At 69.4% G+C, this 14,323-nt stretch carries 18 protein-coding genes; 8 read left to right on the top strand and 10 right to left on the bottom strand.

The genetic code is table 11. From position 1 onward, the window contains the following. Positions 1-15 precede the first annotated feature (15 nt). A complete protein-coding gene (locus DN771_RS00975) occupies positions 16-606 on the bottom strand; it encodes a hypothetical protein (protein WP_162941396.1) in 591 nt (196 codons plus the stop codon). Between the two features lie 242 nt (positions 607-848). Between DN771_RS00975 and DN771_RS00970 the strand changes: the two genes are divergently transcribed. Further along, positions 849-1,133 carry a DUF4242 domain-containing protein gene (locus tag DN771_RS00970; RefSeq protein WP_116995451.1) on the top strand — a complete coding sequence of 95 codons (285 nt, stop codon included), beginning with the start codon at positions 849-851 and terminating at the stop codon, positions 1,131-1,133. Positions 1,134-1,151: 18 nt separating this feature from the next. Here DN771_RS00970 and DN771_RS00965 read toward each other — a convergent pair whose 3' ends face one another. The 3 genes from DN771_RS00965 to DN771_RS29925 are packed head-to-tail and all read right to left on the bottom strand — an operon-like array spanning position 1,152 to position 3,271. Beyond that, positions 1,152-2,021 (bottom strand): ADP-dependent NAD(P)H-hydrate dehydratase, encoded by an 870-nt coding sequence (locus DN771_RS00965; protein ID WP_116995450.1) that lies wholly within the window; start codon positions 2,019-2,021, stop codon positions 1,152-1,154. Then, positions 1,999-2,739: a histidine phosphatase family protein gene (locus DN771_RS00960; RefSeq protein WP_205528353.1), complete on the bottom strand. Its 741-nt coding sequence runs from the start codon at positions 2,737-2,739 to the stop codon at positions 1,999-2,001. The genes DN771_RS00965 and DN771_RS00960 overlap by 23 nt, the downstream gene beginning before the upstream one ends. Positions 2,740-2,746: 7 nt before the next feature. Next, entirely contained in the window at positions 2,747-3,271 is a 525-nt protein-coding gene (locus DN771_RS29925) for an isoamylase early set domain-containing protein (RefSeq protein ID WP_193615332.1), read from the bottom strand. A 155-nt stretch (positions 3,272-3,426) separates the two neighbouring features. Between DN771_RS29925 and DN771_RS00950 the strand changes: the two genes are divergently transcribed. Genes DN771_RS00950 through DN771_RS00940 form a run of 3 tightly spaced genes read left to right on the top strand, consistent with a single transcriptional unit; the run spans position 3,427 to position 5,180 of the window. Next, entirely contained in the window at positions 3,427-3,852 is a 426-nt protein-coding gene (locus DN771_RS00950) for an STAS domain-containing protein (RefSeq protein ID WP_116995449.1), read from the top strand. A 32-nt stretch (positions 3,853-3,884) separates the two neighbouring features. Then, entirely contained in the window at positions 3,885-4,124 is a 240-nt protein-coding gene (locus tag DN771_RS00945; protein ID WP_116995448.1) for a hypothetical protein, read from the top strand. Positions 4,125-4,142: 18 nt separating this feature from the next. Then, on the top strand, positions 4,143-5,180 hold the full coding sequence (locus DN771_RS00940) for a GAF and ANTAR domain-containing protein (RefSeq protein WP_116995447.1): 1,038 nt from the start codon (positions 4,143-4,145) through the stop codon (positions 5,178-5,180). A 9-nt stretch (positions 5,181-5,189) separates the two neighbouring features. On the opposite strand, the gene DN771_RS00935 is transcribed toward DN771_RS00940, so the two are convergent. Next, positions 5,190-5,570: an ATP-binding protein gene (locus DN771_RS00935; RefSeq protein ID WP_116995446.1), complete on the bottom strand. Its 381-nt coding sequence runs from the start codon at positions 5,568-5,570 to the stop codon at positions 5,190-5,192. Positions 5,571-5,740: 170 nt separating this feature from the next. Between DN771_RS00935 and DN771_RS00930 the strand changes: the two genes are divergently transcribed. Beyond that, positions 5,741-6,949: a PP2C family protein-serine/threonine phosphatase gene (locus DN771_RS00930; protein ID WP_162941395.1), complete on the top strand. Its 1,209-nt coding sequence runs from the start codon at positions 5,741-5,743 to the stop codon at positions 6,947-6,949. Between the two features lie 21 nt (positions 6,950-6,970). On the opposite strand, the gene DN771_RS00925 is transcribed toward DN771_RS00930, so the two are convergent. Genes DN771_RS00925 through DN771_RS00915 form a run of 3 tightly spaced genes read right to left on the bottom strand, consistent with a single transcriptional unit; the run spans position 6,971 to position 9,404 of the window. Beyond that, positions 6,971-8,065 (bottom strand): glycosyltransferase family 4 protein, encoded by a 1,095-nt coding sequence (locus DN771_RS00925; RefSeq protein ID WP_116995444.1) that lies wholly within the window; start codon positions 8,063-8,065, stop codon positions 6,971-6,973. Next, positions 8,040-8,417: a 6-pyruvoyl trahydropterin synthase family protein gene (locus tag DN771_RS00920; RefSeq protein WP_116995443.1), complete on the bottom strand. Its 378-nt coding sequence runs from the start codon at positions 8,415-8,417 to the stop codon at positions 8,040-8,042. The genes DN771_RS00925 and DN771_RS00920 overlap by 26 nt, the downstream gene beginning before the upstream one ends. 3 nt (positions 8,418-8,420) lie before the next feature. Beyond that, positions 8,421-9,404 (bottom strand): zinc-binding dehydrogenase, encoded by a 984-nt coding sequence (locus DN771_RS00915; RefSeq protein WP_116995442.1) that lies wholly within the window; start codon positions 9,402-9,404, stop codon positions 8,421-8,423. A gap of 65 nt (positions 9,405-9,469) precedes the next feature. On the opposite strand from DN771_RS00915, the gene ribA reads away from it, so the two are divergent. Beyond that, a complete protein-coding gene (gene ribA / locus DN771_RS00910; RefSeq protein ID WP_116995441.1) occupies positions 9,470-10,861 on the top strand; it encodes a GTP cyclohydrolase II in 1,392 nt (463 codons plus the stop codon). Here ribA and DN771_RS00905 read toward each other — a convergent pair. Both DN771_RS00905 and DN771_RS00900 read right to left on the bottom strand, forming a co-directional pair. Beyond that, entirely contained in the window at positions 10,819-11,010 is a 192-nt protein-coding gene (locus tag DN771_RS00905) for a hypothetical protein (RefSeq protein WP_116995440.1), read from the bottom strand. The genes ribA and DN771_RS00905 overlap by 43 nt on opposite strands. Positions 11,011-11,067: 57 nt before the next feature. Next, on the bottom strand, positions 11,068-11,631 hold the full coding sequence (locus DN771_RS00900; protein ID WP_162941394.1) for a histidine phosphatase family protein: 564 nt from the start codon (positions 11,629-11,631) through the stop codon (positions 11,068-11,070). A 115-nt stretch (positions 11,632-11,746) separates the two neighbouring features. On the opposite strand from DN771_RS00900, the gene DN771_RS00895 reads away from it, so the two are divergent. Together DN771_RS00895 and glgX are read left to right on the top strand one after the other, a co-directional pair. Beyond that, positions 11,747-12,112 (top strand): isoamylase early set domain-containing protein, encoded by a 366-nt coding sequence (locus tag DN771_RS00895; RefSeq protein WP_116995438.1) that lies wholly within the window; start codon positions 11,747-11,749, stop codon positions 12,110-12,112. Continuing rightward, positions 12,109-14,316, top strand: a complete 2,208-nt coding sequence (gene glgX, locus DN771_RS00890; protein WP_116995437.1) for a glycogen debranching protein GlgX — start codon at positions 12,109-12,111, stop codon at positions 14,314-14,316. Before DN771_RS00895 ends, glgX begins: the two co-directional genes overlap by 4 nt. Positions 14,317-14,323: the final 7 nt, after the last annotated feature.

Below are 14,323 nucleotides of genomic sequence, written 5' to 3'. Positions count from 1 at the left end.
GCCGATGCTAGGCATTCACTCCGGGAGGTCGACGCCGAAAATCGGCACCCCGGCCGGGCAGGGGCGGACGGCCGGATTCCAATCGGAGAACATCCCGGTCGGGTTCTCCTTCCACATCCACGTGTGCAGCACCCACAGGGGCAGCACCGGATGTTGATGGAAGTCCATGCCGAACAACTGCGGCGGCTCCGCCGACGTCCAGGCCTCGACCGGGACGATGTACTCGTGGGCGACGAGCCCGGCGACGGCGCCGGTGGCATCCAGCTCGTACACCAGCGCCTCTGGCTTGGCGATGTCGACCACGTCGTCCATCAGCGAGTCGTTGACGTAGTGCACGCCCATCCCGCCGCGGGCGTCGTCCTGGAAACAGCCCAACGTGTCGATCGAGCTGGCCCAGCCCTCGGCCTCGGCGATGGCGACGTCCTGATAGCGAGCGGTGGCCGCCATCGCCGCCGCCTGCTCCTCCACGGCCATCGTGTGCTCGCCGTCGTCACCGTGCGCTGCGGCCCCGGCCGGTCCCGCCGAGACGGCGGCGACGATGCCGAGGGTGATCGTGGCTGCGGCGACCACCACGCGGAAGCGGCGGGTCGATGAATTCCGATACATGTGCATGGGTCCCCTTCGGGTCCGATGGGATGAGCGGTTCTCACCCCAGCGACACTCTGAGAAGACGGGCCGGTCGCCACATCGGGAGGCGTTCCCCATCTTTCGGACGCCCCCACCGGACGGACAAATGGGTGGTGGCTCCCGATGCGCAGGGAGGCCGTTCGAGCGCAGGCTGATCGCGCCGCACACCGGCGGTCGATTCACCGGTTCATTCACCAGTTCATTCACAGAGGAGTACGTCAGTGCAGCGCTTCATCATCGAACGCAACATCCCCGGAGCCAGCGAGCTCACCGAGCAACAGCTCGCCGAGATCTCGCAGACCTCGAACGAGGCGGTCGGCTCGCTCGGGCTGCCCTACCACTGGGTCACCACGTACGTGGCCGGCGACAAGCTCTACTGCGTCCACGAGACCGACGACGACGAGACCGTTCGCGAGCACGCCCGCCGCGGTGGGTTCCCCGCCGACCTGGTCGTGCCGGTCGCCAGCGAGTTCGGACCACAGACCGCCGAGCTCCTGCGAAGGTGAGGCGGCGCGCTGGAGGAGTCAGCCGTCGCGGGCCGCCATCAGGCCGTGGAGCTCGGCGAGGGCCCGCGGAAGCTCGTCGACGATCTCGCGGGCGATGTAGCCCAGGGGCGCGATCGCCGCTGCGGCACGGTTCGCCGCGACGCGATGACCGAGCATCGCCCACGCCGCAGCCGTGAGGACATCGCCGGACCGGGCCGCCACACCACCGATCGCCCCCGCCAGGATGTCGCCGGCGCCGGACGTGCCCAGACCCATGACCGTGCCCCGATCCACGTAGCACCGTCCGTCCGGCCCGGCGATGCGGCCGAACGACACGACGGTCACGCCGTAGTCCTGAGCGACGACGCACTCGACCGGCACGTCCTCGGACTCACCGGTCGCGAGGCGGTCGAGCTCCTCGCGGTTCGGCGTCACGATGATCCGAGCGGCCGAGTCGGCCAGCCGATCGGACAGCGTGACCAGCGCGTCGAGCGCCATCGCGTCGACGACGACGACCGTGCCACTCGCGGCGTGCTCGAGCACGAGGCCGAGCAGATCCACAGCGTGGTCGGGGTCGCTGAGTCCGGGTCCGACGACCACGGCATCCGCCGTCGCCACCCGCTGAGACAGCCCAGGCGAGCCGAGGTCGTCCGGGATCACCAGCGCTTCCGGGATCGCCACACCGAGCTGAGCGAGTACCGGCGGCGCGCTGGCGATCTGGAGTCGGCCCGCTCCCATGCGCAGCGCCGCCACACCGGCGAGCAACGCTGCCCCGGGCGTCTCGACGGACCCACCGATGACGAGCACCGTGCCCCGGTGACGCTTGTCGTCCTGCTCGTCGTCGGGGAGCGGCAACGACCTCAGGGCCGTCGCATCGAGCGTCGTCTCAACGGGACGCGACCGGGGCATCGGGTTCCTCCGTGATCAATGTGTGCTCCTGACGCAGCGGGACGGTCCACGCGTCGAGTTCGAGACGGAGCCGGCGTTCCTCGTCGCGGACGAACGTGGTGAGCGAGCAGTTGGCCACGTGGCCGGCGGCGCTCAGGGCCAGCGCGTCCGCCTCGTCGAGCCGTTCCACCAGATACCTCGTGATGATGATCGGCACCTCGTGCGTCACCAGGAGGACACGCCGATCGGGATACTCCCGCACGATCGAGTCCCGAAGCGAGCGCAGGCGGAGGGCGACGTCGACCCAGCTCTCACCACCTGGTGGGCGGTAGTAGAACTTGCCGAGCCGGCTGCGCCGCTCCGCCTCCTCTGGGTACTTGGCCACGATGCCGCGATGGGTGAGGAGGTCCAGGATGCCGAACTCCCGCTCACGCAAGCGCTCGTCGAGCACGACCTCGATCGCCGCGTGCGCGGCCGCCAGCATGTGCCGGACCGTCTCGGCGGAGCGGAGATACGGGGAACACACCACCACATCGGGACGATCGGTCTCGGGCTTGGCGCCGAGCCACTTGCCGAACGCCCGCGACTGCTCGACGCCGAGGTCGGACAACGGCACGTCCATGTCGCGTTCGGCGAGATCGAGCCGATGCGTGTCGGTGTCGCGCGCCGCGTCGTTGGCGACGTTCCCCAGGCTCTGCCCGTGACGGAGCAGCCACAGCTCACTCAGCTCGGGATTCATCATCACATCAGTGGGCGGTCTCCATGCCGTGACGTCGCGCGGCGTCCTCTCTCCAAACCCGGACGAATTCGGCCAGCGCCCGCCGGTCGGTGTCGAAGCTGCCCACGGCCCGCTCGGCGGGCGGCCGGCACGGGCGATCCGGCACCGGCGACGAGACGTTGATGTCCGTCCTGCTCTCCGGGCGGGACGTGCGCCGGAGGTCGAGCACGGAGTCGTCACCGCCGAACCGGTTCGTCTCGTAGTCGTCGGCGGCCCAGTCGTTCTCCCAGCGGGAGCCGTTGAGCAGGTACTTGAAGCGATAGCGCCGTCCCGTCCGCAGCCGCATGGTCGCCGTGAAAACGTCGCCGCGAATCGTCATCGGCGTCGACGTCTCGGACCAGTCGTTGAAGTCGCCGACCACCGCGGCGGCCTCGATGTCACCCCGATCAGGAATGGTGAACGTGACGGTCACCTCGTCGTCGTCGCCCGTCCGCGCATGATCCGAGTCGCTCGCCCACACCTCGATCACGTTGCCCTCCTGGCCTGCGGGCACCGTGCCTCGCTCTCGGCACGGCCCTTGTACCCGCCCCGGCGACCGCCGAATCCTGTCTTTTGGAGAGGGCGTCTCGCCGCTGCTGCAACCACCGGTGGCGTCCAGCCCCATCGAGGAGTACCGTGGGGGGTGGTTGATGTTCCAGCCACGCCCGGTTGATCGCCCAGCTGAGCCCCATCCGAACGACGGCCGCAGTCGCGGCCAGGAACGGGAGTGCTGTGTGCGCCACATCAACCATCACATCAATCACCACGAGGCCTGCCTCAGCAAGCACCGTCGGACTCCAGAACGGGTCGTCATGGCTGATCATCCTCAGCGGCGATGTCGACGTCGCGTGCCGCGAGTGCCTGCGTGAGGAGTTCGAACGCGCCCGCAACGCCGGAGACCCGGTGGTGATCGACGCCAGCGGCGTGACGTTCCTCGACGGTGGCGGCCTCCGATCATTGCTCGCGGCCGCTGTCTGTTGCGACGAGGTCTGGCTTCGTTCGCCCTCGAACGCGTTCCGGAGGGTTGCCGAGATCACCGGACTGTGGGAGAAGTGGGGTTCCACGGTGTCCGGTGCAGGTCGACGAATCAGATGAGCGGGCGCGATGACCTGTCCAGTGTCGGGCAAATGCCGGACGAGATGCCGTGGCGGACACTGACGCCGGCTCGCCTCCGTGCCGGCTTGTCCCTGTGGGATCTGTATCTGCGGTACGTGGCGCTGGGTGGGTTGGCGACATCGAAGATGCTCTTCGGACACTTCTCGAAGGGCGCTGAGCTGGCTACGAACGAACACAACCTGATCGTGCTCGCGCTCAACGAGCGCTTCCTCGAGATCGACGCGCAGGAACGGCTTCCCTACATGGGCTGACGCGATCCAGAATGGGGCATGGCCGACGGGGACCATGCCGCGGAGCGCGATGAGCTGTACAGGCTTCGTGACGAGGAGGCCGACGCGCGGGAAGATGCGGCTGATCGCCGCGAGCAGGCGGACGACATACGAGAAGGCGTGCTCGATCGCTGGGAGCGCGAGCTGATCCTGCGGGCGACCGAGCTCGACGTCCTCGACGGGGCAGATGAGACCGTGCTCGAGCGCGGTCGCCGCCAGCGAGCGGAGGAGCGCCGACGCCGACGCGTCGAGGCCGACGAGCGACGCGAGGCCGCCGTACGACGCGGCATCGAGCGCCTCCGGCCCTCGACCGCGGACCCGGACGCCAGCGGAGCCATGTCGATCCTCCCGCAGGCTGGGGCGCTCGCCCGCCTCGCCGCGGTCGTGGACGGCAGCACGACGGTGACCGAGACCCTCGAGGCGATCCTCGACCTGGCAACCGACGTGTTTCCCGACGCCGATGCCGCGACCATCACTCTGGTCGTCGACGGACGCCTCGAGCCCGCCGTGGCCACGGCAACCTGGGCGGGCGACCTCGACGCGACCCAGGTACGAACCGGGGCCGGGCCGCTCGTGGATGCCGTCAGGACCGGAGCTGTCGCCCTGTCGGCCGATCTCGCTGGGGACGACCGGGGGCGGTTCGACGCCGGCACCGGGTCCGAAGGCGCACGCGGCGTCATCTCCGCGCCGATCTCCGTCGGCGACGACTCGAGCGGCGCCCTGACGATCTACACCGCTCCTGGTCGTCGCCTCGACGATCGCGCCGATCTCGTGGCGCTCATGCTCGCCGCCCAGGCGTCGGTTGCCGTCGGATGGAGCCTCGCTCGCCACACGTACCAGGCCCAGGCCGACGCCTGGGAGCGCGCGCTCGCGTCTCGGGACCTGATCGGGCAGGCCAAGGGCGTCCTCATGGCCCAGCGAGGGATCTCCGCGGACGAGGCGTTCGAGCTGATGCGAACGACGTCGCAACGGCAGAACGTCAAGGTTCGTGACATCGCCGACCATGTGACCACCCACCAGCGGCTTCCCGGCGAGTAGCCGCAGCGGTCACCCGAGCGCCACGTCGGCCCAGACGACCTTCCCCCCATCGACGCGCTCCCAACCCCACGCGCGGGTCATCTGGGTCACGATCTGAAGCCCGAATCCACCGTCTGCCCCACCGGACCGAGCAACGGGGCCGCGCTCGTCACCGTCGCGAACCGAGACGCGTACGGAGTCGGCCCGCCTCGTCATTTCCAGCTCGGGCGCCGAATCGGTGTGCTCGACCGAGTTCGTGACCAGCTCGGACACGACCAGTTCCACCGACTCGATGACGGCAGCGCCCACGCCGCGGGACGCGAGCCACTGCTTGACGTCGCGCCGCGCCACCCCTGGCGCCACCGTCGACGCAGGTAGGGCCAACACCAAGGAGTCCTCTGAGTCGTCCATACACCGTTGTCCTCTGCCGTGCGTACCCAGCAATCGCCGGCGCCAGTAGAAATCCTGCGTCGGCGCCCTCGGAGAGGGTAGACGGACATGCGCCGGCCAGGACGTCCACTCGTTCCGCTCCCCGACGTCGGCCACTGGTCAGGAATTCCTCGGGCTGTATCGTGCGTGGCGTGACGAGCTCCGAGTCGCAACTGCAGCGCAACGCGCGCATCACCGATGCGTCCTTGGCGCATCTCGCGGGCGACCAGCTCATCGGGGAGCTGTTGTCCCGGATCGAGGAGCTGCTGACCGTCGACATCGTGTCGCTCCTGGTGGTGGACGTCTCCGGCCGTCATCTCGTCGCCCACGCGGCACGGGGGATCGAAGACGAGGGGCGCCACGGAGTCCGGATCCCGATCGGCGCCGGCTTCAGCGGCCGCATCGCCCAGCTGGGAAAGCCGAACTCCACCCACGACGTGAATCCGACGACGGTGCTCAACCCATTGCTGCTGCGACGGGGGGTCAATTCGCTGCTCGGCGTCCCGCTGATCGCTTCCGGCCGCACCATGGGAGTGCTCACCGTCGGGTCGGTCACGTACCGGGAGTTCACCGAGATCGAGACCAATCTGCTGCAGCTGGCCGGCGACCGGATCGCCAACGAGCTCGCCGCATGGGAGCACCGGAACGAATCGTGGACGACTCGAATGCTCCAGCGGTCGCTCCTCCCCTCGCGCCTGCCCGAGCTCGACGACATGGAGTTCGCCGAACGGTTCGTCCCCGGTGGCGTCGAGCTCGTCGGCGGCGACTGGTACGACGTGTTCGAGCTCCCGTCCGGCCGCATCGGCATCGTGATCGGCGACGTCGTGGGCCACGGTCTCAGCGCGGCCGTCGTGATGGGTCGCCTCCGGAGTGTGCTGCGGTCCTATGCATTCATCGGTGACGATCCGGCGATCACGCTCGACCAGGTCGACGCCAAGTTCAGCCACTTCGAACCCGACGAGATGGCGACGATCGGCTACGCCGTCATCGAACCCGGCCACGACCGACTCGTCGTCGCCACCGCAGGGCACCCACCGCCCCTGCTCGTCGAGCCTGACGGCGATGCGCAGTTCGTCGCCGTGAAGCCGGGGCCCCCCATTGGCGCTGGCCTGCGGGTGCAGCGAACCTCCGTCGAGGTCGAACTGCCGCGCGGAGCGACGTTCATGGTCTACACCGACGGGCTGTTCGAACGACGGAGTCAGCCGTTCACCGAGTCGCTCGAGCGCCTTCGGCGCTCGCTGCGTCCCGGACCCGTCGAGACGGCGGTCGGTGATCTCATGGAGACGATGATCGGTGACGATGGGCTCGACGACGACACAGCGGTCCTGGCGCTGCGTCGTCTCGGCCCGCGACACGACTGACGTCGTAGGCCACCCAACCCTTCACGCGTGGCTGCGCCGGGTTGCCGGCGGGGGGCGCGAACCGGGCGGCCCCGCCAACAACCGGTGGAGGATGGCGAAGAAGCGGTCGGTCGTGGCGTGCCAGGTCGGCAGCTGCGCTCCGCGGCGGACCGCGCCGGACGTCAGGCGGTCGAGCTCGGCGCGGTCCGTGGCGAGGCGATCGATCGCGGGGGCCAGAGCTCGCGTGTCGCCCGCCGGGACGAGGAGGCCTTCGGCCCCGTCGGCGACCAGGGCGCGCAGGTGGGGCGTGTCCCATCCGACGACCGGGACTCCAGCCGCCAGCGCTTCACCGACCGAGCTGCCGTAGGCCTCGACCCGACTGGGAAAGACGAACAGATCGGCCGCGCCGTACAGCGACGACACCGCGGCGGCCGGGAGAGCGCCGTGAACGACGACGCGGTCGGCCAGATCCGGCCGGGCGATGCGCTCCCGAACGTGACGGGCGTACCGCAGGTCGGCGTCGGTCCGCCCGACGAGATGCAACGTCGCACGCTCGGCCGGCAGGAGGGCGACCGCGTCGAGCAGTTCGAGGATGCCCTTGTTGGGCAACCAGTTGGCGACGTTGAGCAGACCGAGAGCACGCGCGCCACGGAGCGGTTCGGTGGGTGGAGCCGCGGGGAGGTCGCACCCGGGCCGGACCAGTTCGATCCGTGTGGCCTGGAAGCCGTGCTCGCCGATGAGCGAATCCGCCACCGCCTGCCCTGGTGCGATCACGAGGTCGCACCGGCGATACACGGCCAGGTCGAGCGGCCGGCGGAGCCATCGCGTCGGACCGGCGCCGTCGACTCCACCCGGGTGCTGGTGGACGAGGGCGACCGTGGGAGCACCGCTTCTCAGGATGGCGCAGGCGAGCGCCCACGCGAAGAGGCTGTCCACCACGACGACGTCCGCCTTCGGCAGGCGGAGCCGCGGGCGGGGGCGAACCGTCTGCATGTCGAACCCCGCAGCGGGGGCCGCATCCATCAGCTGGCGGTGATAGCGATGCCCACCGGAGACGGCGTCGATCCCGGCGGTGACCAGGGCGACCCGGGGTCTCGCCGCGGCGGGCAACTCAGCCGACCGGCGCGGAGTACCCACCGAAGGCGTCGGCGTTCTCGTACACCCGCACGGTCACGCGATCGACCCCCGTGTCTGCGAGCCCGGCGGCGACCTGTCCGTGGGCCCACGTGGCGAACACCTCGACGGTGACCGCCTCGGCCTCGTGCGGGCGGATCTCGTCGAGGTTCTTGCCGGCGACCGTGTCGTGGATCTGCTGGAGCACGGCATCGAGGACGTCGAGGTCGCACACCATCCCGCGGTCGTCGAGTGCCTCGCGTTCGACGAGGACCTCAAGCCGGTAGTCGTGCGAGTGCAGGGCGCCCTCGGGCCCCTCGACTCCCGGCATCACGTGTTGGGCGGTGAACTGGACGGCGGTCCCAACTTGGTACATCGCTCACTGATACCCGAAGGCCATGTGGATGAGACGCGGTTCATGGGCGTCGACCTGCGCATAGCCGTCGGCGGCGTGCTCGAACGGCACAGTGTGGGTGGCGAGCCGGGCGAGTGGCAGCTCGCTCGCGAGTTGAACGGCCCGCCCGAAGCGCCGGCGGTGCGTCCACCGCCCCGAAAGTCCGGCGGGAATGGTCGACACCTGTGTGCTACGGATCGTGAGACGGCGCCGATGGAACGCCGAACCGAGGTCGAGACAGACCGGCTTGGTGCCGTACCACGACGCGACCAACGCCGTGCCTTCATGGGCAAGCAGGTCGAGAGCGGCGGCGAGCGCCCCCGGGTGCCCTGAGCACTCGATCACCAGGGGCACCTCGACCTGCCCCACGTGCGGCACGGTCGTGTCGGGCACCGCCGCGATGCCGAGCTCCGCCGCCAGCGCCCGGCGCTCGGGCTGAGGTTCGACGGCCACGACGTCGGCTCCGGCACGCGCCACCAGCAGCGCCACCAGCAGCCCGAGCGTGCCGAGCCCGCTCACCACGACCATCTCGCCCAGCACGGCGCCGGCGTCCAGGGTCACCTGCAGCGCGGTCTCGACGTACGGGAGGAGCACCGCAACTCGAGGGTCGAGCCCGTCGACGACCACCAGCTCGGAGGCGTCCACCAGCAGGCGCTCTTGATGAGGATGGAACGAGAAGACGAGGTCTCCGACGCTCACGTCCTCCACGCCTGGACCCGTCGCCTCCACCCGACCGACGCAGCTGTAGCCGTAGCGGAAGGGGTAGGTGAACGTTCCGCCCAGGGCGCCGAGCGTCTCGTCGACGGGGAGATCGGGCGGGAGCTCCCCCCGGTACGCGAGCATCTCCGTGCCCGCGCTGATGCCCGAATACAGCACCTCGACGAGGGCCTGACCCGACGCAGGCGGAGCAAGCTCGATCGGTCGCAGCTCGACCTGCCGGGGGGCGACGAACCACAACGCACGGTCCATCGCGCAATCATGCCCTCACCAGAGGCCGATTAAGCCTGCTCTGCCCGGGGTACTGAAGGCCCGCCATGACGATCGAAGAAGTACTTCCGGCGCCGCTGGCGGTGCGCCTCCCCACCCCCTACGGTTTCTTCACGGTTCACGCCTTCGAGCGTCCGTCGGGCCATGTGTACCTCGCCCTGACGAGCGGGGACGTGGAAGGCCACGACGACGTACTGGTGCGGGTGCATTCCGAGTGCCTCACCGGTGACGCCCTGGGTTCGTTGCGCTGCGACTGCGGCGTGCAGTTGCGCCAGAGTCTGCGGGTGATCACCGCCGCCGGCGCCGGCGTGCTGATCTACGCCACCGGGCACGAAGGCCGCGGCATCGGGCTGATGAACAAGCTCCGCGCCTACGTCGCTCAAGAGGAAGGCGCCGACACCGTCGAGGCGAACCATGTCCTCGGCCTGCCGGCCGACGCACGCGACTACGGCGACGCCGCCGCCGTCATCGACATGCTCGGGATCCGGTCGATCCGGCTCCTCACCAACAACCCCGACAAGGTGAGTGGACTGCGACGACATGGCATCGACGTCAATGGCGTCGTCGGAATCCCGACGGTCGCCCACCGACGCAACGCGACCTACCTCCGCACCAAGTCGGATCGGATGGGCCATGTCCGCCCGACCGGCGTGGCGCCGGAGTCCGACATCGATGTGGTCGACCCGAGTCTCCTCATCGGGGACGTCGAGCCGCAGCAGGATCGGCCCGGCATCGTGCTGAAGCTCGCCCAATCCCTCGACGGTCGCATCGCGACGCGGACGCGCGACTCGAAGTGGATCAGCGGGCCAGCCGAACGACGGGTCGCCCACAGCCTCCGAGCCACCTGCGACGCCGTCATCGTCGGCGCCGGCACGATCGTCGCCGACGATCCGCAGCTGACGGTACGAGACGTGCCGGGCGCCTCCCCGCTCCGTGTCGTCGTCGACACGGCTCTGCGTTCGCCGAGCGACGCCAAGGTGTTCACCGACGACGGCTCGACGCTCGTCCTCACGACATCGCGGAGCGACCCGGCCCACCGCGAGCAGCTGCGGCAACTCGGTGTCGCCGTCGAGGTGGTCGCCGAGCACGGGGGCCATGTCGACCTCGATGCGGGGCTACGCCGCCTCCGCGAGCTCGGGGTCGAAGTCGCCCTCGTCGAAGGGGGCGCGACGTTGGTCACGGCGATGCTGGAGGCCGGTGTGGCAGATCGCCTGATCGTCTCGGTCTCACCGCTCGTGCTGGGAGCGGGCATCGACGCCATCGGCGATCTCCGCACCCGCGCGGTGGCCGACGCAGTCACGTTGAGCGACCGCACGCTGGCGCTCGCCGGCGACGACGTGCTCATCGCCGGGAACATCGACACCGGAACCAGGCGTGCGCGGTCGGGGGTCGACCTTCAGTCGGCGTCCGTTTCCGAGTCGTCGTTCTCGTCGTCCTGAGGTTCCTCGGCTGCGGCCGGGCGCACGAACAGCGCCGGGCCGACACCCGCCGGAGCCGGGTTCTCGGATCGATCGACCTCCTCGTCGGCGGCCGTGTCGTCACGCTCGACGGACTCGGGATCGGGTGGCGGGAGCTGCGGATCAGACATGCCTCACGTGTACCCAGCCTCGCGTCCGCTAGGCGCCGGCGAGGGGGCGGCGGCCGCTCACAGGCCGCCCCGGTTGAACCACCGCACGACCGGGCCATCGTCGGTGATGTCGACGCGGCTGACGCCGGCGTCCTCGACGAAGAGCCGCCACGCCAACGTGCCCGTGATGCCGAGCGCCCACGCGAGCGCCGACTTGATCGGGCTCACGTGACTCACGACGATCACGACCGACGACGCCGCCTGGGCCGACAACTCCTCGCAGGCCGCATTCACCCGGCGCCTGATCGAGGACTCCGGCTCGATGCCGTCCGGGGTGAACGCCTCGTCGCATCGCCAGCGAGCCCACTCCTCGTCGGACAGCGCGTCGGGCGGGCCGTCGTCATAGGGCCCGTAGTCCCGCTCGATCCATCGTTCGTCAACGGTGACGGGGCGGCCGAAGACGGCAGCTGTCTGCCGGGCGCGCATCAGCGGGCTCGACACCACGACGTCGGCGGGCGGCAACCACATGGCCATCGCGTCGGCCTGACGCTGTCCGGTCGGGCTCAGCGGTGGATCGGCGCGACCCAGCAAGTGACCGCGAGCGTTGGAGGCCGTCTCACCATGGCGTACGAGCAGCAGCATCCCTGCACCGTACGGCGCGGTGGGGACTGGTCGGTCTGACCGGAAAGGTGTGTGGGTAGTGAGGTCTCCCCACCGTCCGCCCGACCCTCGCTGCGGACTTGCGACAGGAGACGACATGCCCAGGAAGCGCACCGCATCCATCGAGTCGACCGACAGCGTCAGCGAATCCGCTGCTGACGCCGCCGACGCCGCCGCCGACGCCGCGGTCGACGACCAGACCAGCGAGACGGTCACGCTCCGCACGGCCCCGGCGGAATGGGCGCAGAACGCGGTCGTCGTCGGCGAGTTCAACGACTGGTCCACCGAGGCCACGCCGATGACCCGGGTCGGCGATCACTTCGAGACCACCGTCTCGTTGGCGCCCGGCCGCGAGTACCGCTACCGGTTCCTCTTCGACGGGCAGCACTGGGACAACGATCCCGAGGCCGACGACTACGTGCCGAACGAGTTCGGCAGCGACGATTCCGTGCGCCGCCGTTGACCAACGACGGACATCCCAGGGCGTGGCCGGGTTCGCCCTATCCCCTCGGCGCCACGTTCGACGGTCGAGGCACGAACTTCGCCGTGTTCAGCGAGTCGGCTGATGCCGTCCATCTCTGCCTCCTCGACGCCGACCGCCACGAGGTCCGCGTCGAGCTCGTCGACGTCGACGCCGGCGTGTGGCACGCCTACCTGCCCGACGTGCAGCCGGGACAGCGCTACGGGTACCGGGTCACGGGGCCCAACGACCCGGCCCGCGGTCTGCGGGCCAACCCCAACAAGCTCCTGCTCGACCCGTACGCCAAGGCGGTGGAAGGCGGAGTCGACTGGGACCCGTCGCTGTTCGCCTATCAGCTCGGCGATCCCGACACGCCCAACGACGACGACTCCGCCGGCCACATGATGCTCGGCGTCGTCACCAACCCGTACTTCGACTGGGGTGATGACCGACCGCCTTCGACGAGCTACGCCGACACGATCGTCTACGAGGCCCATGTCAAGGGCCTCACGCACCTGCACCCCGACATCGACGAGGCGATCCGGGGCACGTATGCGGCGATCGCCCACCCCGCGATGATCGACCACTACCGGCGCATCGGGGTGACGGCGATCGAGCTGATGCCGGTCCATCAGTTCGTCCACGACAGCGTCCTGCTGGACCGCGGATTGCGGAACTACTGGGGGTACAACACGATCGGGTTCTTCGCCCCACACAACGAATACGCCGCAGCGGGACAGCGTGGCGAACAGGTGCAGGAGTTCAAGGCGATGGTGAGGGCTCTGCACGAGGCGGGGCTCGAAGTCATCTTGGACGTCGTTTACAACCACACCGCCGAGGGCAACCATCTCGGTCCGACGCTGAGCTTCCGTGGGCTCGACAACGCGGCGTACTACCGCCTCGTCGACGACGATCCCCGCTACTACATGGACTACACGGGCACGGGCAACTCGCTGAACGTTCGCCACCCGCACACCATGCAACTGATCATGGACTCGTTGCGCTACTGGGTGCTCGAGATGCACGTCGACGGGTTCCGCTTCGACCTCGCGTCCACGCTCGCACGCGAGTTCTTCGACGTCGACCGCTTGTCGACGTTCTTCGAGATGGTCCAGCAGGACCCGACGATCTCGCAGGTGAAGCTGATCGCCGAGCCGTGGGACGTCGGCCCGGGCGGTTACCAGGTCGGCGGCTTCCCGCCGCAGTGGTCGGAATGGAACGGCAAGTACCGCGACACGGTCCGCGACTTCTGGCGCGGTGAGCCGGGCACGCTCGGCGAGCTCGCCGCTCGCCTGACCGGCTCGGCCGACCTCTACGAGCACAGCGGGCGTCGACCGGTCGCGTCGATCAACTTCGTGACCGCCCACGACGGTTTCACGCTCGCCGACCTCGTCTCGTACAACGACAAGCACAACGAGGACAACGGTGAAGGCGGCAACGACGGAGAGTCGCACAACCGGTCGTGGAACTGCGGCGTGGAGGGTCCGACCGACGATCGGGAGGTGCTCACGCTGCGGGCCCGCCAGCAGCGCAATCTGCTCGCCACGCTGTTCCTCTCCCAGGGCGTGCCCATGCTCGTCCACGGTGACGAGCTGGGTCGAACACAGCGAGGCAACAACAACACGTATGCCCAGGACTCCGAGCTGTCGTGGGTCGCATGGGACCGGGTGGACGAGGCCCTCGTCGACTTCGTCGCCCACGTCGTGGCGCTGCGCAAGGCGCACCCGACGTTCCGCCGGTCGCGGTTCTTCGACGGGCGCCCGGTGCCGCGTGGTGAGGGAGAGCCGCTACCGGACGTCCGGTGGTTCCAGCCCGACGGCAACGAGATGTCGCCGGAGGACTGGGACACCGGTGTCGCCCGCTCGGTGGGGATGTTCGTCAACGGCCGAGGCATGAACGAGCGGAACCGGCAGGGAGAGCCCATCGACGACGTGAACGTCGTGCTCCTCCTCAACGCGCACGACGACACGGTGACGTTCCGCCTTCCCGATGAACATCACGGCGAGCGCTGGGAGGTCGTCGTCGACACCTCGGGCACCGACGGAGGTGAACCCCTCGACGCGGCCGCCCACATCCACGTGGCCGCCAAGTCGATGGTGGTGGCGCTCGAGCTGACCGCTGCCCAGCCGGAGCCCGACCTCACGGTCGACTCTTCGGTCGAGTTCATGCAGACGAGGCATGACGGTACGGCCACGCCGGGTAGTTGACAGCGCA

The organism is Desertimonas flava (assembly GCF_003426815.1).
GTDB lineage: Bacteria > Actinomycetota > Acidimicrobiia > Acidimicrobiales > Ilumatobacteraceae > Desertimonas > Desertimonas flava.
Note: the sequence above shows the minus strand (reverse complement) of the source record. Positions and strands in the feature narration are given on the sequence as shown.

Coding starts and splice junctions, on each gene's coding strand:
- DN771_RS00915 (WP_116995442.1), bottom strand. CDS start 9,404: ATGGACCGTGCGTTGTGGTTCGTCGCCCCCCGGCAGGTCGAGCTGCGA.
- DN771_RS00945 (WP_116995448.1), top strand. CDS start 3,885: ATGCCGGACGAGATGCCGTGGCGGACACTGACGCCGGCTCGCCTCCGT.
- DN771_RS00935 (WP_116995446.1), bottom strand. CDS start 5,570: ATGGACGACTCAGAGGACTCCTTGGTGTTGGCCCTACCTGCGTCGACG.
- DN771_RS00965 (WP_116995450.1), bottom strand. CDS start 2,021: ATGCCCCGGTCGCGTCCCGTTGAGACGACGCTCGATGCGACGGCCCTG.
- DN771_RS00960 (WP_205528353.1), bottom strand. CDS start 2,739: ATGAATCCCGAGCTGAGTGAGCTGTGGCTGCTCCGTCACGGGCAGAGC.
- ribA (WP_116995441.1), top strand. CDS start 9,470: ATGACGATCGAAGAAGTACTTCCGGCGCCGCTGGCGGTGCGCCTCCCC.
- DN771_RS00920 (WP_116995443.1), bottom strand. CDS start 8,417: ATGTACCAAGTTGGGACCGCCGTCCAGTTCACCGCCCAACACGTGATG.
- DN771_RS00900 (WP_162941394.1), bottom strand. CDS start 11,631: ATGCTGCTGCTCGTACGCCATGGTGAGACGGCCTCCAACGCTCGCGGT.
- DN771_RS00940 (WP_116995447.1), top strand. CDS start 4,143: ATGGCCGACGGGGACCATGCCGCGGAGCGCGATGAGCTGTACAGGCTT.
- DN771_RS00895 (WP_116995438.1), top strand. CDS start 11,747: ATGCCCAGGAAGCGCACCGCATCCATCGAGTCGACCGACAGCGTCAGC.
- DN771_RS00905 (WP_116995440.1), bottom strand. CDS start 11,010: ATGTCTGATCCGCAGCTCCCGCCACCCGATCCCGAGTCCGTCGAGCGT.
- DN771_RS00975 (WP_162941396.1), bottom strand. CDS start 606: ATGTATCGGAATTCATCGACCCGCCGCTTCCGCGTGGTGGTCGCCGCA.